This is a genomic window from Telmatocola sphagniphila, from assembly GCF_018398935.1.
Classification (GTDB): domain Bacteria; phylum Planctomycetota; class Planctomycetia; order Gemmatales; family Gemmataceae; genus Telmatocola; species Telmatocola sphagniphila.
In genome coordinates this window covers 1,761,901-1,782,468 of record NZ_CP074694.1, presented here as the reverse complement: position 1 = coordinate 1,782,468, position 20,568 = coordinate 1,761,901, and the positions used below count along the sequence as shown (strand labels likewise).

At 53.1% G+C, this 20,568-nt stretch carries 15 protein-coding genes; 3 read left to right on the top strand and 12 right to left on the bottom strand.

Annotated features, from left to right (window positions below; all coding sequences use genetic code 11):
- Window positions 1-83: 83 nt before the first annotated feature.
- From KIH39_RS07200 to KIH39_RS07165, 8 genes are all read right to left on the bottom strand, one after another.
- Window positions 84-458, bottom strand: coding sequence for a rhodanese-like domain-containing protein (locus KIH39_RS07200; RefSeq protein WP_213498623.1), 375 nt, complete (start codon window positions 456-458; stop codon window positions 84-86).
- A 129-nt stretch (window positions 459-587) separates the two neighbouring features.
- Window positions 588-908, bottom strand: coding sequence for a hypothetical protein (locus tag KIH39_RS07195; protein WP_213498621.1), 321 nt, complete (start codon window positions 906-908; stop codon window positions 588-590).
- A 161-nt stretch (window positions 909-1,069) separates the two neighbouring features.
- Window positions 1,070-3,619 carry a glycosyltransferase gene (locus KIH39_RS07190; RefSeq protein ID WP_213498620.1) on the bottom strand — a complete coding sequence of 850 codons (2,550 nt, stop codon included), beginning with the start codon at window positions 3,617-3,619 and terminating at the stop codon, window positions 1,070-1,072.
- Window positions 3,620-3,624: 5 nt separating this feature from the next.
- Complete coding sequence (locus KIH39_RS07185) at window positions 3,625-5,316, bottom strand: glycosyltransferase family 4 protein (RefSeq protein WP_213498619.1); 1,692 nt, start codon at window positions 5,314-5,316, stop codon at window positions 3,625-3,627.
- A 158-nt stretch (window positions 5,317-5,474) separates the two neighbouring features.
- Window positions 5,475-6,833 carry a hypothetical protein gene (locus KIH39_RS07180; protein ID WP_213498618.1) on the bottom strand — a complete coding sequence of 453 codons (1,359 nt, stop codon included), beginning with the start codon at window positions 6,831-6,833 and terminating at the stop codon, window positions 5,475-5,477.
- 78 nt (window positions 6,834-6,911) lie between these two features.
- Window positions 6,912-8,657, bottom strand: a complete 1,746-nt coding sequence (locus KIH39_RS07175; RefSeq protein WP_213498616.1) for a hypothetical protein — start codon at window positions 8,655-8,657, stop codon at window positions 6,912-6,914.
- 42 nt (window positions 8,658-8,699) lie between these two features.
- Window positions 8,700-9,635: an ABC transporter ATP-binding protein gene (locus KIH39_RS07170; RefSeq protein ID WP_213498614.1), complete on the bottom strand. Its 936-nt coding sequence runs from the start codon at window positions 9,633-9,635 to the stop codon at window positions 8,700-8,702.
- A gap of 41 nt (window positions 9,636-9,676) precedes the next feature.
- Window positions 9,677-10,690, bottom strand: coding sequence for an aldose 1-epimerase (locus tag KIH39_RS07165; RefSeq protein WP_213498612.1), 1,014 nt, complete (start codon window positions 10,688-10,690; stop codon window positions 9,677-9,679).
- 38 nt (window positions 10,691-10,728) lie between these two features.
- Between KIH39_RS07165 and KIH39_RS07160 the strand changes: the two genes are divergently transcribed.
- Window positions 10,729-11,781: an Ldh family oxidoreductase gene (locus KIH39_RS07160; RefSeq protein ID WP_213498610.1), complete on the top strand. Its 1,053-nt coding sequence runs from the start codon at window positions 10,729-10,731 to the stop codon at window positions 11,779-11,781.
- Between the two features lie 4 nt (window positions 11,782-11,785).
- Here the strand turns inward: KIH39_RS07160 and KIH39_RS07155 are convergent, their stop codons facing one another.
- The gene (locus tag KIH39_RS07155) at window positions 11,786-12,763 is read right to left on the bottom strand and encodes an ABC transporter ATP-binding protein (RefSeq protein WP_213498609.1); all 978 of its coding nucleotides are present in this window, start codon (window positions 12,761-12,763) and stop codon (window positions 11,786-11,788) included.
- Window positions 12,764-12,981: 218 nt separating this feature from the next.
- Here KIH39_RS07155 and KIH39_RS07150 point away from each other — a divergent pair, with 218 nt between their 5' ends.
- Together KIH39_RS07150 and KIH39_RS07145 are read left to right on the top strand one after the other, a co-directional pair.
- A complete protein-coding gene (locus tag KIH39_RS07150; RefSeq protein ID WP_213498608.1) occupies window positions 12,982-13,956 on the top strand; it encodes an alpha/beta hydrolase family protein in 975 nt (324 codons plus the stop codon).
- Window positions 13,957-13,981: 25 nt separating this feature from the next.
- Entirely contained in the window at window positions 13,982-14,851 is an 870-nt protein-coding gene (locus KIH39_RS07145) for a hypothetical protein (protein WP_213498607.1), read from the top strand.
- A 2-nt stretch (window positions 14,852-14,853) separates the two neighbouring features.
- Here the strand turns inward: KIH39_RS07145 and KIH39_RS07140 are convergent, their stop codons facing one another.
- Genes KIH39_RS07140 through KIH39_RS07130 form a run of 3 tightly spaced genes read right to left on the bottom strand, consistent with a single transcriptional unit; the run spans window position 14,854 to window position 20,566 of the window.
- The gene (locus tag KIH39_RS07140) at window positions 14,854-18,228 is read right to left on the bottom strand and encodes a hypothetical protein (RefSeq protein WP_213498606.1); all 3,375 of its coding nucleotides are present in this window, start codon (window positions 18,226-18,228) and stop codon (window positions 14,854-14,856) included.
- Window positions 18,225-18,476: a hypothetical protein gene (locus KIH39_RS07135; protein ID WP_213498605.1), complete on the bottom strand. Its 252-nt coding sequence runs from the start codon at window positions 18,474-18,476 to the stop codon at window positions 18,225-18,227. The genes KIH39_RS07140 and KIH39_RS07135 overlap by 4 nt, the downstream gene beginning before the upstream one ends.
- The gene (locus KIH39_RS07130) at window positions 18,476-20,566 is read right to left on the bottom strand and encodes an AAA family ATPase (RefSeq protein ID WP_213498604.1); all 2,091 of its coding nucleotides are present in this window, start codon (window positions 20,564-20,566) and stop codon (window positions 18,476-18,478) included. Before KIH39_RS07130 ends, KIH39_RS07135 begins: the two co-directional genes overlap by 1 nt.
- Window positions 20,567-20,568: the final 2 nt, after the last annotated feature.

The following is a 20,568-nucleotide window of genomic DNA, read 5'->3' as shown; positions in this document are numbered from 1 at the left end:
AAATGTCTTTTTAATAGGCTCCTTAGATAAGTACCGCTCCGGCTCCAGATGTCAAGGCAGTCGTGGGCGAACCGTCGGAAATGTTACTTCACGATCTCGCCGCCGGAGTCTTTCCAGCCTCGGAATCCACCGTCCATCGAAATGACGTTGGTATATCCCATCTTCTGAAGATTATCCGCCGCCAAGGCCGAGCGGAAACCGCCGCCGCAGTACAAAATCAGCGGGGCACCGTGATCGGGAATTTTCGATTCGATGTCCCTTTCGATGACGCCCTTACCGAGATGGATGGCTCCGGGAATCCGACCCGCGGCCCATTCGCTCTCTTCGCGGACATCGATCAGAACGAATTTGTCGCCAGCTTGGATTCGAGATTTGACGTCTTCAACTGTACATTCTTTGATGTGCGGACGGACTTCGTTGACAATCTTCAGGAAGCCGGGGCTGTGCTGCATGGCCATGCTTAGATTCCTTTTCGGGTTCAAAAACTAACCTGAAGAGTTTCTAGCGGAAGCCTGGAAAATGACAAAGGGCAGAAGCAAGACCGTCCCTGGTCTTGCTCTGCCCGTCGATCGAGTTCGATAGATCTATCAGCTGCCGGTCATAGGAGGAATTTCGGCTTTAGGCAGAGGCTGAGCCGGTCCGGCCGCACCGGGTACCGGGGCCACCGCTCCACCCGCGGGCAATACGCCGTCGCGAGTTCGTAACAGGCCGGCTTTTTCTTCCTGATCCGCCAATTCCTTAGTTAAAGGAAAATCCGGATCTTGAGGGAAGTACTGTGGTGGATGCTCCAGGTAATGACCTGTCGGCAGCGTCATGCCAGCGATCTGAGTTTGGCAGCCGGTCTGAGCGCTCAGGATCAATCCCAGTCCAGCTACAGCCAGCAGCTTGCTGCGATTCATTTTCCACATAGTCCGCATCTCCCCACAATGCCGATCGCAAGTATTACAGCGCTGTCTAATCCCCCAGACTTAGCGGTCTGCAACTTTGCTTATTATCTAAATCGGCATCGCAGAGTACGGACTTGATGGATAATACGATTTTGCCGAAAAGTTTGATTGGCCGCTGGTTTTTAGAGCCCAAGAACCTGCAGAAGATTCTTGGAATAACTGTCAAAATTCCGCTCTTCCAGGTATTTCCGTCGGATTTCGAGCCGATCCGAAACTTGAGCGAGTGAACTTTGGGCTTGTGTCAGTCGAGCAGCGATATCGGCAGGCACTAGTTCATCGCTGACCCGAAACACATAATCTGGGGAATCTAAAGCATCGGCGAGATCCAGGTTGGCTACGGTCGGCAGACCGGCGCTGATGCAATCGGCCAGCGCCCCGGAAATACCTCCAAAGCGATGCGTGCGGAGCTGCAAAGCCAAATCCCCGGCCAGGCAGTAATCGCGATAAGTCGCCTCATCGATCCAGCGGTTCAGGAAATGAGCGTGACCGCGAAGTCCCCGCTCCGCAATCCATTCCGACCAAAACTCCGCTATGCCACCATTGGTACCGACAAAGTACAATTCCGCATCGAGGCCTTGTTCGCGGAGAATTTGCAGAGCATCCAGACAGGGAATCGGCGCTTTCTCTTTGGCAACGATTCCCAGAGAGACGATGATCAGCCGCTTCGGATCCAAGCCGAGCCGGTTCCGGGCTTCCGCCTTCGTATGTGGCGATAGATCCTTCTCCTGGAAGTGACGGTACGGGGAGAAAGGAACGACTGCAGGTGTTACGCCATATTGTTTCTCAATGGCTTTTTGAATTCCTCGAGAATGAACGATCATCGGGGCGGCTTTGGGCAGTATCTGCTCGAAGCAGAGCGTCTGCATTTTCGATTGTTCGATGTACCACTCCCAGCCTTCCTCGAAGGAGACCGGGCGTTTCAGCCATTGGGAAGCCAGTTCCGCGAAACCAAATCGGCCATGAAGAGCCATGTAGTAGTCGATCATGCGGGCATCGTGGCTGATGCAAGGGCCGCCGTAGCGTTTCAATAAGTCGATGCACTTGCGGTTATACTCGGTGGAGTTGGCAATTACGCTCACCACACGGTCGTATTTACCGTTGATGTAAGGCAGATCGCAAATTAATTCGTATCGATGAACACCGGGGTCGCGTACGCAATTGGCGCGGTTGGTGTAAACATCGACCTCGGCGTACTTAACGAGGCTGCGCAGACAATCAGCCGAATAATCCGCCACACCGGATCGCTCCGGCGGCAAGGGTGTTAAAAAGGCAATTTTGGGCTTCGCGGTGCGAAGCTGCGGAATTCCTACTTCCACGGAGGAGTGTTCCGGTAAAAAACGCAGTACCTGCGACCAGACTTTTTGAGAGACTTGAGGCTCCGAAAAATCGAGAGGCATCGTTTTCTGCCCGGAAAGCCAGCTATTCCTGATATCCGAGGACTCTTGGAATTTAACCAGTTTATCTTTCAAAGTGGGCAGATCGCTGGGACCAAAAAAACTGGCATCCCATTTCACCAATTCTCGATGAACGGGAATATCGGATAGAATCACCGGGCAATCGCAACAGAGAGCTTCGACCACCGGAAGCGAAAAGCCCTCATTCTTCGAGGGAACTATCGTCGCCAGAGCGTTTCGATACAGGATGGCCAATTCGGCATCGCTGAGGCCGCGAGCGAACTTCAATCGTTTAACGGTTCCACCGAAGGAGCGATACTGTTCCCGTAGACGTTCTGAATGTTCATCCTCATAATGGCCAGCGATCACCAAACCCGTTTTCCCGGGCACTTCCGCATGTGCCTGAAGAACGATTTCCACATTCTTGCGGCTATCGCCACCGCCTACGACCAGGAAATAGTTTTCCTTCTCGAAGGGCAGATTTCCGGGATCGACCTTCGTTGCATTCAGGAAATCAGATCGAATGCAGGCCCCGGTCACTGCGATACGCTCGCTCGGTATCCCCAGCAATTCCTGCAATCTTCTACCAGCGAGCTCGGAAATGGGACAGAAAATATCGCAGGCTTTCAGCCAGATCAAGCAGTTCAGGTAGGAACGATGGGCATTCGCGGAGGCGAGGTACCGCGAGGTTTCATCTAGCGGAATGAAATCGTAGACCAGGGCCACATGCAGCAGGTCATTCCTTGCAAAAAGCGGTGCGAGCCAAGCCGGGTCGTGCGTCATTGGGGAAAGATGAATCAAAATCCCCGACAGCGGCTCGGCCAATCGATAGGCTCGCACTTCATCCACAAGAGTGCAATATTCTTCGGGCAAATCGGGAAGCTGAAGATCGGTCAGACCGATGACGCGAAGCGAGGGCGACAGAAACTGCCGAACGTGTCGAAGCACCCCGGAAGCGTGAAAACCGATGCCGCGCTTGGAATAAAAAGGATCTTGCAGGCAGCGCAAATCCGCGTAGAGCACTTTTGGGAACGAGGGCAGGCGATTGGTATCCCGGCTGGCCAGATTGCTGAGAAATCCCATTCCCAGAAGCGTGCGATCGGTCATTTTGACCGAATCGCTCAATTCCTGAAGCTGCGCTTGGAGTTGCTGGCCCAGGTCTTTGAATTGCTGGATGGCCGGGAGTAAGAATAGATCCCGAAGTGGGCGAACGATTGGTCGAGCCAGCCATTTGGCCGGTTGTACGACCCCTTTTTTGATAATTTGCCGAATGGACATCTAACTCAAGTTACCGTTATTTGCGAGTCGGCCTCCACGGACAGTTCCGCACGGGATAACTGAAGGAGTGGATCGGCTTCGACTCTGAGGCTCGTATGCAGAAGATCCAGAAATCGATCGGCAATACTTGAGTTGGTATAGTGTTTCCGATAATGTCTTTCACCCAGCATCAATTTAATCTCGCGCTCACCGGAATTTTCCATCGTTCGCAGAATCGTTCGTCCCAGCGTCTCAGGGATATCGGCCGCCATCCAGCCGCAGCCATCCACGGTGGCCGGAATGGCTCCATTGGGAACCGCGACAATCGGCAGCTTCAGCGCGGCCGCCTCCAGCAACGGAAGCCCGAAGCCTTCATGCAGACTGGTGCAAAGTAATACCAGAGCCGTTTTGTAAAGCCCCTTCAACTGCTGCGGCGTCACGTTCCCGAGAAATTGCACATCATCCTGGATATCCAATTTCTCGGCCAGAGATTTCAGCTTGTGAACGTAATCCCAGCTCTGAATGGAGCCGACGATATAAAGCTTGAGTTCCGGTCGTGAATCCTTCCGCAGAAAAGCCAGCGTTTCGATGGCTTTTTCGATGTTCTTATTAGGTACCACCCGGCCCACGACGAGAATTCCCGGCAGCACGCCTTCAATTTCCTGAGGTTCTACCTGAAGGAGTTCGTCGATTTGGTTGAAGGGGGGAAGGATTTCGAACTGGGCTTGGGCCGGAAAGTTCGCCGCATTAAACGGAGAGTCCACCAAGACGGCGTGAGCCCTTTCCCGCAATCGGGGCAACTCTGCCAGACCTTGTTCGCAGGCTTTGGAGAGCTCGGGAGACTGCTCTCGCAACAATTCCGGGGGAGTGATGTTGTGGTACTTGAGAATCTTCCGGCAGGGCAATTTTTCAAACAACCTTACCGCTTCCGTGAAGCCGATCGAATGGTGATAGATCAGAGTATCCTGCGGTCGCAGCATTTCCGGCAGCCGATTGATGGCCACGACCGGCCAGATTTTGCTGGCAAAGCGGCTGCAAACCAGAACCTCAGCTCCCGCGGCCCGAAGGGTATAAGCCATGCCTAAGACATCATTACTGACGGCGTCTCCCGCACTCAAAGAAGGCGTCAGAATGACAAATCGTCGGCCCAGAACCCTCGAATCGATTTTCCGATTCACTGCCCAAGTCGGAAGGTTTTCGGAGATACTGGTATCGAAGGTCGGATTCTCATCGGTCGAGATAAATCGCGAATCATCGACGCCGCGCAGCAACTTCTGGCGAAACTCTCCGAACTGACCCTTCAGCAGCAGGCCAAGCCCGCGTCGCAGAACGCGCGTGGTGCAGCCGTAATCGCGAAGCAATTTGAGTTTCTTGCCGGTGGCGATCAGCCACATTTGATGCGAACTGATCGGTTGAACGCGGCATTCCACAACGTGCACGTTTACAGATGGGGTGGGTTCCAGGACTAAACCCCGTTCATCGGGCGGAACTCGTACAAAGATTTCGTCGATCCATAATCCCGCCCAATTCTGCGTCGCCAGAATTGCACCCGAAAAGCCTTTCAGGGTTGATTCAATCGTGTTTGAATCCGAACTGGTCATATTGACCTTCAATCGAATCCAGCGGGTACCCGGCGGCAGATCGAAAACGAGTTGCAGTGACGATTTTGGGGCGGAAGAAGTGTCAAATCGCGATATTGATCCAACGCGGTTGACCACGCGGAAGCCTCCATGCCGTTGGGGGCGAGTAAGAGAGGGATTGTAGCGGTTCCACGCCGAGCATGTCAACCGCCAATGCTCTATTCGCGAGTGAATTTTCCGCGAAAAAAGAAAAGAAAAATGGAGAGGATTTTTCACCTCTCCGCTGAAATTTCAGGCTATCTGTTAGCGAAGCAGGTCGGATCCATATCCATGCAGAACGCGGCGATGGTTTTGGCCTTGGCCAAATCGCCCGCCTTGCAAGCGACTTCGTACTGTTCCAGCAGGATCTTTAGGATTTCCCTGTTCGCACACTTGGTTGAACCGGCAATCGAATTCGCAGCCTGGGTATAAATGCATTCTCGAATGACTTTTTCCGCTGGCAGAGTCACACAGAAATCCTGTGTTGTAATGCATGCCTCAGGCATAGCGACCTTGAATAACGCCGGCGGAGCAACCGCAACGGGCGGAGGGACGGGAACCGAAGGAGGCGCCTGCTGAGCCAAGTAATCACTAAGAGTGATCGCAGGGAGGGCATTAGTATTTGCTACCTGAACCGTAGTCCAACCGACTGGCTGAATGGAAGTCATCGGCGCGGGAGCCACGGCCGAAAAGGTTAAGGCGATCGGCTGAGGAGGAACAACTTCCTGAATCGGAATATTTAGTGCACTGAGTGTCATCGTAGTTGCACTCGGCGGCATTTCCTTAACCGTAATACAAGCGGGACTACTGGTCGCTGGTAAGACATCCGCCAGGACGATCATCACATAATGAATATTACATGTCGATGATTTCTGCTGAGTGAACAACCTGTTTAGGTAAGGAACCTCCGCCAGAATCGGATTTTGGCATTTGAGGTTCACCGCACGTTTTTCCTGACCTAGCTCTACAACATTGGCGAAACCCGCGCGCATACCCATCGAAATGCTGTTTTCGGTTTGATTAAATTCTGGCTGTTGGATGTACTGGATGGCCTCAATGGGCTGACCCTGCGAACCACCCTCGTAGACCGGAGTAATTACGGTAGTAATAGGAAATAGCGGCACGTGCCCTTCGTTCGCCAGCGATTTTATCTCAGCTTTCACATTCATATTAATCGTTTGCTTGTCTGTCGAACTCTTGGCAGTGCAGGCCAATTTGAAGCCCAAATCCACCTCTTCCGATTTTGGAAGATACACAATATGGCCATTTTGACTTTCGATAGTCACTTTGGTTAAAAAAGAGGCTTTATGCCCTACATTTATGGTACATTCTCTTCCAGAATCTGTTGCCATTTGGGGCATGGCGATGAGCGAGCAATCGCCTTTTAAATCCTGACGCAATTGCAAATCATGTAGTAGCTTTGCTTCCGATTGGGGCGATAAAGCTTCCAAATCGCGTCCCTTAGTGAATTTGGACAGATTCAAATCGCGAAACGCTTCGTCACTCACTTCGAAGACGTGAGCCTTGATGCGAATAATAGCTTGGTTTTCTTGGGCAAAACTCGATTGAAACGAAAGTGCAGTCGCCAGGCCGGCGACGAATAGCTTTTTCAACATGTCGGTTATCCTTCCGGGGTTGAGGAACACGCCGCGGAGCGATAACCGAACCTTCCGATTTGTTCAAGATCAAAAACTTTAATCTAATTCCACTTCATATTCCGGATCATTCAATTGCCGGTGATCTTCTTCATGTTCGCTGAGGGCCTCCGACCGCAACCGGCGTTCCGCACGAACAGAAATCAAAAGGAAAAGAATCGATTCGAAGAACACCGCACCTATTGCGATAGCCCGGAATTCCTCGGTCCCCATATTGACAGCCGCCCCCACGCGATCGATCAGAATCACCATCGGCAAACTGACGATAGGGGAGAGAGCCAGAAACATTTGGGAAATGGCCGAGTTGCCATTACCAATCACCGAACTGATTAGCGCGAGAAGCATTGGGGCAAACCAGATGAAAAACATGAAAAAGCCGAGCCGGTGACTCCAGCGTTTGGGATATCGCAATTTGCAGTATTGAATGAGAAATCCAACCGAAACAATCGCCCCCAGGGCCACGGCAAACCCATACACGTAGGATTCGACGCGAGGTGCTTGAGCGGCGACTTGCACTCCGGCCATCAGGTTGTAATGAAAAATAGCGAATGCGCCGAGGATCGCACCAATGCTCAGAATGGCGCCGTGGTTCGAAGCCAGATCGTCGAACGTGCGCGGCACCTTCCGGCCTTGTTTGAGGGCTCTCTGATAACCCCGCATCAATTCGCCCCGAGTTTGCGTACACAAACCAATCATTACGATCGCAAGAATCATCAGGCCGTAAACATTGGCTATGACCAGTCCTTCCACGGGGATTTTCCACAGCGTGGCAATGGCAAAGAGATTGACGGCTCCGAAGAAGGCAACGGCCTCCAGCTTGGAGAAGATGGAAATCCGGGCCGAGTGTATTCTTCGAGTCGCTCCAATGAAGAGAAAAGTCAAGAGCGTGCCCTGAGCCAACAAGGTTTGAAGGACTAAGGGGATTTCGATACCAAAGAGTTTCGGTTCGGCTTTATTGGCGAAAAACAGAGGATTGGCATTCGGATTGAAGCCGGGTTGGACGGGAGCTCCGAATGGATTCTGTTTGACGGCCGCGCCTTTATTCTGAGCCGGCTGGGGCTTGACGAAGTTGTTAGGCGGGGGCACATTCGCTGCGGGAGCGTTTTTGAAAAGCACTTCATTAATCACTTCCCGTACCACCGGATACGGGGATATGAGAGTCGGCCCGTGGTATTGCTCGGCATTCATTAACGCCATCCCACTGATGGCATTCGTACCAAACCAGATCATGGCAAGAATACCGAAATAGCGACCGGTTGCAGCTCGTGAAGTTTTCGCCGAAAGTCCGACCAGGAAGGCGATGGTGTGATTCAAAACAGTGGCCCCGACCATCACCAGGAATATCTTGCTGAAACCCGAGATCCCCACATCACTCAGCATTGCTAGTGCAAAAGAGAACGGCAAAGTGATGATGAAGAGAATGTATTCCCGAATGGGTGCACCAAGGATAAACCCGATGGCCTGCACGCGCGCAGGAATCGGCGTAATTCGATGATAGTCAAGAATCCCGCTGTCTTTAACGTAGGCAACTGAACTGGAGACCTGCGAGCCCCCCAGTATGTAGAGAATCAGGCCTTGCATCCCCACCAGGATAAAATAACAGAACGGGTAGAGGTTCGGGTTGGGCGGAGCCGACATAAAACGGAACCAAAGATCGACGAACAAAAGGCAGCAACAGAGGAACCCGACGAGGATCAATGTCGGTAGCATCGCCGAGCGTCTCAATCGAGATCGAACGTGCTTCAAAAAAAGCGGATTGTCCGCTAGCCGCAGCATTTCACCCATATCAGCATCCAATAAATTTTAAGATTCGTATTCGGTTCGCGTTTAGGAAACTTCTTTGGCACCGATCTTGAGAAAAATATCTTCCAGAGCTTCCTTCTTGCGGCCGAAGGAAATGATCTGCAGATCTGAAGTTACCAGCTTTTTCAGCAGGTCCGCAGTTTCCTGCTCCTCGCCTTCATAGCCGATCTCCCAGCGACCTTGACCGAGCGATTCCAGTTTACCCACCTTGGAATCTCGGCTCAGCACGCTGCGTAACAATTCTTCCTGTTCGGGATGCAGCAATTCCAGACTGACTAGAGCGTGCCCCATGACCCGCCGACTAACGTCCTGGACGGTACCGCTCTCCACCATTTTGCCCCGTTCCATAATGCCGATGGCAGTACAGAACTCGCTCATTTCCGAGAGTATGTGCGAAGACACCAGTAGCGTTTTACCGGCCTGCGAGAGTTGCTTAAAAATGTTTTTGAGGAGAATCCGACCGTGCGGATCGACACCGCTGGCCGGCTCGTCAAGGATGATGACTTCCGGATCGGGGATCAGAGTCTTGGCAAGCATCAAGCGCTGACGCATCCCTCGGGAGAGACCTGGGATAAAAGCATCACGTTTCTCGTACAGATCGACCAGATGCAGATAACGATCGATGATTTCCGGCCGTTCGCTTTTGGGCACGTAGTAGCTGGCAGCGAACAGATCGAGAAATTCCCAGACTCTCAGATCTTCGTAAATCGGAGGGAAGTCGGGCATGAAAGCGACTTTGCGATTGGCCTCTTCAGGCTTCTCGCGGATGTTAACACCCGCCACTTCGATGTCGCCGTAGGTCGGTTCGAGCAATCCGATGATGGATCGCATCGTAGTCGTTTTGCCAGCTCCGTTGGGACCGATCAAGCCGAAGACATGACCTTTGCCCACCTCGAACGAGAGATTTTTAACCGCACAAAAATTATCGAAATCAACGCGAAGCCCTCGGACGGATATCATGCGGATTCCTTAATTATGAATTTGCACCGTAGTCTGATCGATTACTGACCACTTTTCCAGCGAAATTCCACTTTTCCAGAAATAGATTTCCCTGTTTCAACCGTAATCAAACCGCAATTGAAGCCCTGGGCCGCCAAATTCACGGCATCACTCGCACAGGTATAGGGCTCGATGCAGACCGCTTGACGGTGTACCGACGTAAAAATCACACTCTCTCTAAAGCTGGCATCGGCATACACTTCCAGCGCCCCCGGAGCCTTCGGGTGAGTCAGTCGGCCATGGATTCTCAGTCCGTCGGGTTCCAGCGGGCCGGTCATGTCGGTGTAGAGCAGGTCGATATTGGTTTTCTCAATTTTTCGAGCCCTCAAAAAATCCGTTTCCCCTTGGATATCGAGTTTCTTCGTTGTCGGCAGGCTCTCGTTTAATTCCCAGAGTTGTTTTGCCGGAATTTCTAGTACCGATTCATCGATGAGTTCCGCAGCAGCAGCCAACGGAAAACGAAAGTAGGGATGCAAGCCTAATCCGAACGGCATCGATTTCGAACTGTGATTCTGGAAGCTGTAACTGAAATGCAGATCGCAATCGATCAAGCGCCAGGTGGCCTGCAATTCGTAATCTCCCGTCCAATTCTTGGCAACCGCCGGGGCATCAATCGAAGGTCGGAAAGCCCCCGTCACCCAGGCCGAATGGCCATCGGCCTTGCTTTCGAGAATCCGCCAGGGATGCCGTGGAGCTTCGCCATGAATGGCGTTCTGCTTCACCGAATCGTTCAGTGGCAGTTGATAATCCTGATTCTCCCAGCGAAAGTGGCCGTTGCGAATCCGATTCGGAAACGGAGCCAAAATTGGCGTGCCGGACCGGGTCGGCACCGGATTAGACTCCCAATCGGGCATGACGAACAGGGCTTCGCGCCCCGGAGCAACGGCCCACTTGAGGCAGTTGAAACCGCAGGCCGACCAGATTTCGGCTCGGGCGCCCGACGGGCTTTGCAAAGTGACCACGGGGCCGGTACGATCTCCGGCCTTCCGAATTTCCGATTGAACCTGATACAACATGCTTCACCCGGTTCTTGTTCTCGTTTGGAAAATATCCCATGCCTCTTTATCAAGCCGACGTTCTGACAGACTTCACAAGGAATCTTTTTATAGCCGCGGGCGTCCCTGCTGAGGAAGCCGACAGAGTTAGCCGTAGTTTGGTCGATGCGAATCTCTGCGGACACGACTCGCACGGCGTCATGCGCGTGCCGCAATATCTCACCAATCTGCGGGAGGGAAAGCTCACCTGCAATCGCCCATTGGAGATCCTGACCGAGACCCCGGCCATGTTAAGTGCTGACGCCAGCTGGGGTTTAGGTCAAGTGCAGGCTTATCGATTGCTCGATCGACTCCTGCCCAAAGCGAAGTCTATCGGCCTAGCGGCTGGAACTTTACGACGTTGCGGCCATACCGGGCGACTCGGTGAGTATGCGGAATGGGCCGCGAAAAATAATCTGGCTTTTCTGGGCACCGTGAATTCTCACGGCAGTGGTCGGCGCGTAGCTCCGCCAGGCGGAACCGAAGGAAGAATTTCCACGAATCCTCTTTGCGTTGGGGCGCCCACTCCCCAAGATCCTGTGGTTCTGGATATCGGTACTAGTGCCGTGGCTGAGGGGAAAGTGCGTGTGTACTTCCAGAAAAAGGAAGCGGTGCCGGAAGGTTGGCTGCTCGATTCGCAGGGGCAGCCAACCACCGATCCCGCCACGATTTACGATGAAAAAAATCGCGGCAGCATCTTACCATTTGGCGGCAGTCAAACTTACAAGGGGTTTGGACTGGGGTTATTACTGGACCTACTTGCGGGTGGCTTGTCCGGTGGGGAGTGCAGCCGGGCAGAAGCCCCATTACCGGGGCTCGGTAACTCCGTTCTCTTCGTGCTCTTCAACATCGAAATGTTCGGAGGAATCGAACATTTTCTCTTCGAATCGGGCAAGCTGACCGATTACGTCCGAGCTTGTCCGACGGCTCCCGGCGTGAAAGGCATCACGCTGCCGGGTGATCCCGAGCGGCTGACCCGGATTCAACGCTTGAAGGAGGGGATTACCATTCCAATAGGCACTTGGGAATTACTGGTTAAAGAAGCGGACCGATTGCAGGTACCGCTGATTTGATAGGCTAAGTTTTGCCACTGCCCCCCAGCAGATAACCGAGCACGGCGTGCGCGGAATCGTCGAGGGCCTCCAACCGCGAGACCTGCCAGTTGTTCTCCAGCACGCGATTGCCAAATTCTTCAAAGAATCGTTTCGGATGGCGTACGAAGACGATCAGGCTTTGGGATTGCGCGGATTTCAAGATTTTCGGTTCCAGATCGAGCCCCACCACCTCGGGGAGTTGCAACAAGGCCGCGGCCAGTTGTCGGATATTCGGTGCGTCGATTCGTACCGAAAGAGGCTGATCGTCGATCAATTCTCGAATTTGGGTCAGCGTGCCCACGGCGGCAATCCGACCCCGGGCCATGATGGCCACATGATCGGTGAGCTTTTCCAGTTCTTCCAGTTCGTGGCTGGAAATCAGTAGGCACTTTCCTTCTTCCGCAAGACTCCGGAAAACGTCCAGCATTTCTTTACGACCAATCGGATCGATGCCGGAAAGTGGTTCATCAAGAACCAGCAATTGCGGATCATTGAGTAAAGCTTGGGCCAGTTTTACCCGCTGCCGCATACCTTTGGAATAGCCGCGCAGTTTGCGGTCCGCTCGCTCCGCCATCCCGACCTGAGCGAGAACTTCCTCCGTGCGGGATTTGGCCAGCGGAGCCGAAAAACCGCACAAACGGGCCATCGTTAGCACGAATTCCCGGCCCGACATCTCTTCGTAGAAATTGTCGTTATCGGGACAGTAGCCAACTTTCTGCTTGGCTTGCCAGTTCCAAGCATCGATGCCCTGAATCTGGACTTTTCCGAGATTGGGCCGCAATTGGCCAGTGGCCAGTCGAAGCAGTGTACTCTTACCGGCCCCATTGGCACCGACTAACCCGGTAATTCCCTTATTGAGTTCAAGCGAGACGTGATTGACGCCTATGACTCCCCCATACCACTTGGAAACCTGTTCAAAGTGCAGGATCGGCGGCTTCGGATTGTTTGCGAGTTCATTCATCCTTCCGGGTAGGATATGAAATTGAAAAGATTCAAAAGCGTATTTTCTCCAGTAGCTTTTGCTGGAATTGCCTTTTGGAAATCTACGCGACTATTTCTGAGAGCCGTCCGTTTCATGTCGAGCTTGCAATGCAGCATGGACATACCATAGAATATGGACAATTTCCGGTGGGCCCCCGCGTCCTGTGGGATCTCAATACTTCCGATCAGGATGTTCGAATGAAATACCTTTTGAGTCTGGGTCTGCTTTTATATGTGACCCATTATTTCCCGGTGTTGGCTGGCGAATTGCATTCCAAAAGTGGCAAGGTGACTTTTACGCCTCAAGGGGATCAGAAAGAAGTTGCCGATCGATACAAACTGGGGGAATACTGCTTTGAATACCAGTTGCAGCCCAAGATGGATCTGCCCGTCTGTGGCGTGCAAATTTACACATTGACCTATCCATCGCCGGTGAAATCCGAACACGTTCAGAACAATACGGTATTTGCGGAATACTATCGGCCGGATGGGCCAGGCCCGTTTCCGGGCGTGATAGTCCTGGATGTGCTGGGCGGCGATCAGAAGCTCTCTCGCGGTATCTCGACCTTTTTTGCGCAAAACGGAATTGCAGCGCTGTTCGTTCAAATGGCTTACTATGGTCCACGCCGACCACCTAATGGCCCGAAATTGCTGACTCCGGATGTCGATCACACGATGGCGGCCATTCGTCAAACAGTCCTGGATTGCCGTTGCGCGGCGGCCTGGCTCGAATCGCAGCCAGAAATCGACCCCAAACGACTGGGGATGTTGGGCACCAGTCTGGGCAGCTTCATGACCGGTTTGACGACGGCATCCGAATCCCGCCTGCATCGGGTTGCGTTGTTATTAGGGGGCGGGGGAATCGTCGATTCCTATTGGCAGCACCCCAAAGCAAAGCCGTATCTGCCAATTCTCAGTTTGATCGGGAAAGAGAACCTGAAAAAAATAGTGGAACCGGCCGATCCCTTGACTTATGCTGAGAATCTGAAAAAACACGACTTGCTGATCGTGGCGGCTAAAAGAGATGACGTCGTGCCCCCGGAAATGGCCCAAAAATTATGGGAAGCAACGGGCAAGCAGGAAATTCACTGGGTGGATACCACCCATGTGGGGGCCGCGCTTTATATTCTGACCATTTTGAAACCGGCCGTCGATCATTTCAAAAAGCCTTAATGTTTTTAATGAAAGCGGAGCCTGTATGCGAATTCCGATTCTTCGCCCTCTAGTTCTGGTTCTGGCCATACTGGGGATGGTGTCGCTGACTCCCGTTCAGGGCAGCTATCCGCCGCCGGAGAAAAATTCCGCCAAGTCAAAGATTGCCGCCCCAAAAGTGAAGGAAAAGACTCCGGAAGAACTGCAAAAGTTACTTTCGGAGAATGTGAAATGCTCTTTTCTCGAGATGGAATTGAAAGCGGTTCTGAGCGATCTCTCGCAGCAGACAGGCGCGAAAATCAAATTCGATACGGCGTTTCTTTCCCAACAGCCCGGCGATATGGAAGGTTTGACTGTATCCCTGGAAACCGATGGCATGCCCTTGCGTAAGGCCTTGCGAAAATTGACGCTGGCTTATCAATTGAGCTTCGGGGTGGTGGGCGATACCATCTGGGTCAGTTCGGAAGAGGGCTTGGCCGCTCGCCAGATGCGACAATACATTCCAATTTCCTGCAAAGAGACTCCTTTATCCGATCTGATCAAAACCCTCAGTTCCAAATATTCCGTGAACATGGTACTCGATTTGAAGGCTAGGAAATCGAAAGCGAGCGAAACTCCCATTACGCTCGAACTCGAAGAAGCCACCCTGGAAACCATCCTGCGACTAGCCACGGAAATGGCCGGCTTGAAACCGGTTCGCATCGGCGGCGTGATCTACATCACTTCCGAGGAGCGGGCTGATAAACTGCGCGACGGCGACACGTTGGTTCCGCAAATCCCCATGATTCCGGAAAATCGCAACGACGGTCAACCCGGCATCGCCGCGGCGGCGGGGGTTATGAACGGGGTACCAGTTGCACCACAACCTATTGCGCCGGTAGCTCCCCCGGTCGAAAATCCGCCCGCCGGCCCCTGATGCTATTGAAGGGCTTTTTGCATATCTCGATGAATTCTCTGGCGAACCAGGAATTCATCGTCTTCCAGCCAGCGTCTTACTTCGGGGCTGATCGCCTGATTCTCACCGATCAATGTTCGAATCGTCTCCTCCAGAATCAACAAGTGCAGGCGGGAGTAAAAAGGAGACGGCGTCTGCGTATTCGGGAGTGGAGCGAGCCGGCTGAAGAGTTCTGCGATCCGTTCGAACATTTTCGCAGCGGGCAATTGACTTAAAGCCGCAACATAGCTTCGCGCCACCAGTGTATATTTCAATGCCTGAGCCGCGGACTTCTCGTCGAATAAATAGTTTCTCGCTTCCTGAAAGATCGGCAGAGCCTGTTCGCGAAGATTCATGGCTTCCCAAGCCTCCGCGATGGCCAGCAGAGCCGTTAAGGCATCGGGCCAGTCCTTTCCACTGGACACCCGGGCCTGGGCGAGGTCTCCTTTGGGAACCAGCTGAGCGTAAACCTGTTCGATGAATTTCTTCAGTTCCTCGCGCAATCCCAACTTTCGCAAACCGCGCACCACACTCCGAGCAATTTTCTGAGCCGAAGTGTAGAGATTGGCCGGGTTTAACTTTTTGAGGTGATTCGATAGCCGCAAAAATAATTCTTTAGCCAGTGCCACCTGGTTGAAATGGGCGGCCAGAAGTAAGGCCTGCTGCAACAAGGCGATCTCATTTTCCCCGGCGTAGATTTTGTACTCACTGGCGAGGGTTTCCGGCACTGCTCTCAACTCGTCCCAAAGTTTGGGGACCTGATTGAGGATTCGCACGGCGAACTCTTCGCCCATGCCGGCGGCCAGCGGCAGCGATTTTGCGAATAACAACAATTCTCGATAGATCTTGTCTTTCTGTCGACTGGCTTCAGTCTGAAGCGTCTTGAATCGTTCGACCATCCGTTCCGGATTTCGCAATTCCAATAGCTTGTCGAGTTCCAACAGGAGTGGCTTCTGCTCTTTGCTCTTGCGATAAGGATCGGGAGCGCCGTTGGGAGATAGTATCCAGGAGAGTTCGAAAAATCGTTCGATTGAATAGAACTCGGTACTACTCAGCGAATTCCCGGTTGAGGACTGAGCCTGAATCGCGAGCAGTTCCAGGACAAATTCTTCCGGGAAAAGATTATTGGTCGGCTTCCGTTCAATCGCTTGTTCGATTCGGTACGAGAAGGCTTTCAGCAAAAAGGGACCGACCAGATCCTTTTTGCTCTTCGGTTTACTTACGATCTCCCGATGGGCTAATTTCTGGCTGGCCTTCTGCACGTACTCCTGCGCGGTAGTTTCCTGGCCCAATCTGGCCATGCCAAAGGCAAAGACGAGATCAATGTATGGCTCGTTGACAGCCAACGTATCCTTGTGCCAGTTTCGAACGTTGTCCCGAAGCGTTTCGAGATTCGAACGGACTCCACGCAGGCGTTCACCTTCCTTGTCCTCCCCGTAGCGGAGAAACATCGGCAGGTCTTTTTCGAGATTGAGCCCGGAAATTCGCAACCGCTCCAGGAGGCGATCCCGCACTTTGGCCAGCCGCAGAATATCCTTGCCGGCGACGGTGAGCATTTTTTGCCAAAGAAGCCAAGCGGTTCGTACAGACAGGAGAGAATCGTATTTTTCGAAGTAGCTCATCAACTCCGTTAATCGAGCTGAAATCGAGGTCGAAACGACAGGCGAACTGAGTGCAGCCAGCACCTCCACGGCCAGCATACGCAACTCGCTCGCACTCGGATTTTCCGGGAGTGGATTCTTCCACCGATCTTCCGGGTCCCAAGAGACGCGGTGTTCCGCATTCTTCCACATTCCCAGCCACTCGGCAGGTATTTCTGGAAGCTGCCAGGCGGCATTGACCCAGCATAAGCCGGCGTCCTGCACTTCATTCAGAGCCGCACACAATTCCGCGATTTGCGGCCAGAGCCTCTGCCGATCTTCAGATTCGATCGGACTTTCCAACGTCAGGAAGGCTTTCTCTAAACGTTGCAGCTCCAGTTTTAAGGCGTTTTTCTCCGGCTCCTCCTGCGGTACAACCGGTGCGATTTCCTCTGCGAGAAATTTCTGGACGATCTCTACTTTCGGAACAATCGGGCTTGCTTTTTTCTGTTCTGTTTTGACTTCCGGAGCACGATCGGGTGGCTTGGGTCTGCTGGAATTCTCCTCAATCAGCCGGTAATCCTCGAAATCGAACGTGAAACTGTTCATCCACTCGGTGAGCGACTGCCGTTCCCGATAGAGCACATATTCCACCCAATCGTTAAGCGGGTAAAAGGACGATTCGTGAATTGATTCGAGCTGAAAATTGTTATCGGGCAGCGCTTTTAACCAGACCAATTCCTGGGAATTTCCCAGGAGTAATTCCCGAATGCGATCTCTTCGCAGAATCGGCTGCAAGCGCTTTCCGACGGGCAAAAAAAGGTTGGGAAGCTTCCAATAAGTGCGATAACGCTCGCAGGGAAACTCCGGAAGCAACGGAACGAAATCCTTCGTCGGCCGGGCTTGAACGATGATGACGGGATCACTTTCCGCTTTCCCCAATCCGAAAAGAAAGCGGGCTAGCGTCGCTTCGTTCTCCCCCTGAACCCACTGCTCGAAAGCGGAAATTTCCTTTCCGCGGAATACCCACAAGGAGGTGTCGCTTTCCGCGTCCGCATCGGTCAGTCGGAGCGGGATGCGGATTTTCTCGGCGACTTTCTCGATCTGGATCGGCTGCGGCACCCCGGAGATTTCGAACTCCAGACGTTCGTAAACATCAATCAAAGGTTCCTTGGGAATCCGGCGATAATCCCGGCCCGGGTTCACCAGAAGCAATTCCTCCGCGGTAATCCGAATCCGTTTGGCGAACTCGAAGCGATAGCCGACTCGCACCCAGCAGTTCGGAGCAGCTTCATAATAGGATCGACAGATTCCCGGTTGAGACTCCACCGTTCGCAAGAGCGTATAAAATGGCGGCGATTGCACTCGAAAGAACACGATTTCCCCCTCGAAGCGGGAGGGAAAGTAGCCGATGCGGTCGTTACCGAGTCGGAGAAGTTCGGGAACGATCTGGGCTTCGTGCAAAACATCCAATTCAAACAGAATCGCTCCGTCGGCAACTTGCGCTATCTCCTGAGGAGCCGCTTCCAGATTCAGCAGTAGCCAAATCTGCGATGTGGTGAGTATTTCCTCCGCCGGAAAATCGTCTTCGACTGAAACGCCGAGCGGGTAGAGTTGATCGAGTGATTTCTTTTTGAAATGCTTCTTGAGTGTCTCCAGCCGGAGCACTCCCTCGGGAGATCGTTGGTATTTCAGTGGCCCCTGAAGCATCGCTTCGGGAAGCAGATTCAATTTCAGCGCCTGGCGGAGAATCGCTTCTGTGCGAAAAACGAGAATCATCCCGTCTGCCCCTGCGGTTCCGAAGAGGAAGGTTGGGAGTGACTCGGATTGTCTCCGGAAATTTTTTCGGTCTCGCGCTGAACGATCACTTTACCCACTTTTCCTTTACCGATTATTTTTTCGACCATCTCGCGATGCATCTGCTCGTGCTCGTGGGGCAGCGCATCCTCATCCGATTTCAGATGGATCAGGATGTCGTGCTTTCCAGAAGACGGATCGCGTCGCAGTTCTATGGTCAATTCCGCCATTATTTTTTTAGTTCCTGCAGAGTTTTCGAATCGATGACTTTTTTATCCAAAAGCAGGTCGCGCAAGGATAACAGCAGAGCGCGATTTTCGCGGAGAATCGCCGCCGCCCGCTGTAGCGATTCCTTGAGTATCTCTTTCACCCGGCGATCCAGGATCTGTTTTTGCTCCTCAGAAAGCGACGACCAGCGAGTGGCACCTTGCCGGAAGTCTTCCATGTAGCGCACCACGCCGACTTCGTCGCCTCCCATGCCGATTTCTTCGACGAGATAACGCGCCAAACTGGTGGCTCGCTTCAAGTCATCGCTCGAACCAATCGAAAGGTCCTCCAGCAGTAACGATTCGGCTTCGCGACCACCGAGCAGAACGCAGATGTCATCGAGTAATTCATTGCGAGTGACGACAAAGCGATTATTGCGATCCTGATAGCGAACGTAGCCCAGAGCTCGAGCGGAGTCGCTTTGAATCGTGATTCGCTCGATGGGCGGGGAGTTCGGGCAGAATAGGGCACATACCGCATGGCCCGATTCGTGGGTGGCCACCACGAGTTCTTCCTGAGCCGATAGCTTGGGAGTATCCACATATTCCATCAGCGCCTGTTCGATCTCGCTGGCAGCGGTCGGGCCAGTTTTATTTTCCCGCAGCCTAATTCGTGCAATGGATCGACACAAGGCGTTGATGTGGTCGCCGCTGAACCGAGTATCATCCGCCGTGCCTTCAACGAAATCGCCCGTTCGCTTAACGGCCATTTCCAAAGCCGCCTCGGTAAACTGCAGGTTCATTTTCTGATCGTAAATCTTCAGAATTGCCCGGCGATCCTCAGCATCGGGGTAGGGGATATGAAGATGGAACTCAAAGCGGCCGGGGCGCAGCAGGGCCGGGTCGAGCGCTTCCACAAAGTTCGTGGTCCCGACGATGAAGACCAGTTCGTCCTTGTGGAATCCATCCATTTCCGTCAAAAGCTGATTGACCATCGAGTGTTCCACGCCGCTGCCGGAGTAGGTACCTCGCGAGGAAGCGAAGGAATCCAGCTCGTCGAAGACGATAATGGATGGAGCAGCCTGGCGGGCTTTGTGGAAAATCAACCTGAGATTCTCCTCCGATTCCCCGACCCATTTGCTCTTGAGTTCCGGACCGGAGACGATGGTGATGGCCGCGCCGATGGCGGTTGCCATCGCTTTTGCAAAAAAGGTTTTGCCGGTGCCGGGCGGTCCCCAGAAAATCAGACCGCGCGGAATTAGTTCCTCCAAACGGCTGGCAGCCTCCTCACTCTCGGCGCGTTCCCGGCGAAGCAAAAGATCCAGAATTTCTCGTTGTAAACGGGTTTTCACCTTGGCATAGCCGCCGATATCGCGATTCAAATCGACTTCCGGCATCTCCAGTGAACCAGCGAGCGTAGCAGAGCGGATTTCACTGTAGGCTTTGCGCGGATCGGTGGGATAATCTTCGCCTTCCAGGGTACTCAGTACGCGTCGCAATCTCACGGCGTTCATACCGGAAACATATTTGTAAAGCGCCCAAGGATTTAACTCCCGGCCGAACTTGCGGCTCTCCTTTTGCGTGATCAGGTAGCGCAGGCGATCGCGAGGAATTCCCAGCAGATTCACGCGTCTGGGGAAAAGATTCTCAATCACGCGCGGTAATGGGAAGGAAGGGTCTTTAAATCCCAGACAGACAATGTTCGGATTTTCGTAGAGCAGCACCACGGCTTCGCGAGCTTCGGAGGTCAGGCCCCCCTGAGAGGTGGTCAGCAGATCCAGATGAGGAAGGATAAGGACCTTCTGCTCGGTGGCGCCGCGAACCGCCTCGCGAAGTTGGTTGAGTATGCTGGCCAATAAGCCGACGGTCATACCGCCTTCGGAAGTCGCGGGCTGCCGGCCATCCAGATACTGGCATTTCAGGGAAAACTCCTTGAGCCGGTTTCGGATTTGCAGGAAAACAAAAGGGGCCAGCTCTTTGTCGCACTCGATTAGAGTCGGCAGGCCACGCCGCAGATCGGCAGTCACCTGAACCAGTTCGCGGCTGTAAGCCGCTTCCACGGATTGCTCCGTTTTCAGCTCGACGGCGAGTTCTTTTTCGGAAATCAAAGACATGT

What these genes read in the sequence shown, in the direction of transcription:
- KIH39_RS07170 (WP_213498614.1), bottom strand. Translation starts at nt 9,635, where the DNA reads ATGATATCCGTCCGAGGGCTTCGCGTTGATTTCGATAATTTTTGTGCG.
- KIH39_RS07160 (WP_213498610.1), top strand. Translation starts at nt 10,729, where the DNA reads ATGCCTCTTTATCAAGCCGACGTTCTGACAGACTTCACAAGGAATCTT.
- KIH39_RS07155 (WP_213498609.1), bottom strand. Translation starts at nt 12,763, where the DNA reads ATGAATGAACTCGCAAACAATCCGAAGCCGCCGATCCTGCACTTTGAA.
- KIH39_RS07195 (WP_213498621.1), bottom strand. Translation starts at nt 908, where the DNA reads ATGTGGAAAATGAATCGCAGCAAGCTGCTGGCTGTAGCTGGACTGGGA.
- KIH39_RS07200 (WP_213498623.1), bottom strand. Translation starts at nt 458, where the DNA reads ATGGCCATGCAGCACAGCCCCGGCTTCCTGAAGATTGTCAACGAAGTC.
- KIH39_RS07145 (WP_213498607.1), top strand. Translation starts at nt 13,982, where the DNA reads ATGCGAATTCCGATTCTTCGCCCTCTAGTTCTGGTTCTGGCCATACTG.
- KIH39_RS07140 (WP_213498606.1), bottom strand. Translation starts at nt 18,228, where the DNA reads ATGATTCTCGTTTTTCGCACAGAAGCGATTCTCCGCCAGGCGCTGAAA.
- KIH39_RS07165 (WP_213498612.1), bottom strand. Translation starts at nt 10,690, where the DNA reads ATGTTGTATCAGGTTCAATCGGAAATTCGGAAGGCCGGAGATCGTACC.
- KIH39_RS07150 (WP_213498608.1), top strand. Translation starts at nt 12,982, where the DNA reads ATGAAATACCTTTTGAGTCTGGGTCTGCTTTTATATGTGACCCATTAT.
- KIH39_RS07130 (WP_213498604.1), bottom strand. Translation starts at nt 20,566, where the DNA reads ATGTCTTTGATTTCCGAAAAAGAACTCGCCGTCGAGCTGAAAACGGAG.
- KIH39_RS07180 (WP_213498618.1), bottom strand. Translation starts at nt 6,833, where the DNA reads ATGTTGAAAAAGCTATTCGTCGCCGGCCTGGCGACTGCACTTTCGTTT.
- KIH39_RS07190 (WP_213498620.1), bottom strand. Translation starts at nt 3,619, where the DNA reads ATGTCCATTCGGCAAATTATCAAAAAAGGGGTCGTACAACCGGCCAAA.
- KIH39_RS07135 (WP_213498605.1), bottom strand. Translation starts at nt 18,476, where the DNA reads ATGGCGGAATTGACCATAGAACTGCGACGCGATCCGTCTTCTGGAAAG.
- KIH39_RS07175 (WP_213498616.1), bottom strand. Translation starts at nt 8,657, where the DNA reads ATGGGTGAAATGCTGCGGCTAGCGGACAATCCGCTTTTTTTGAAGCAC.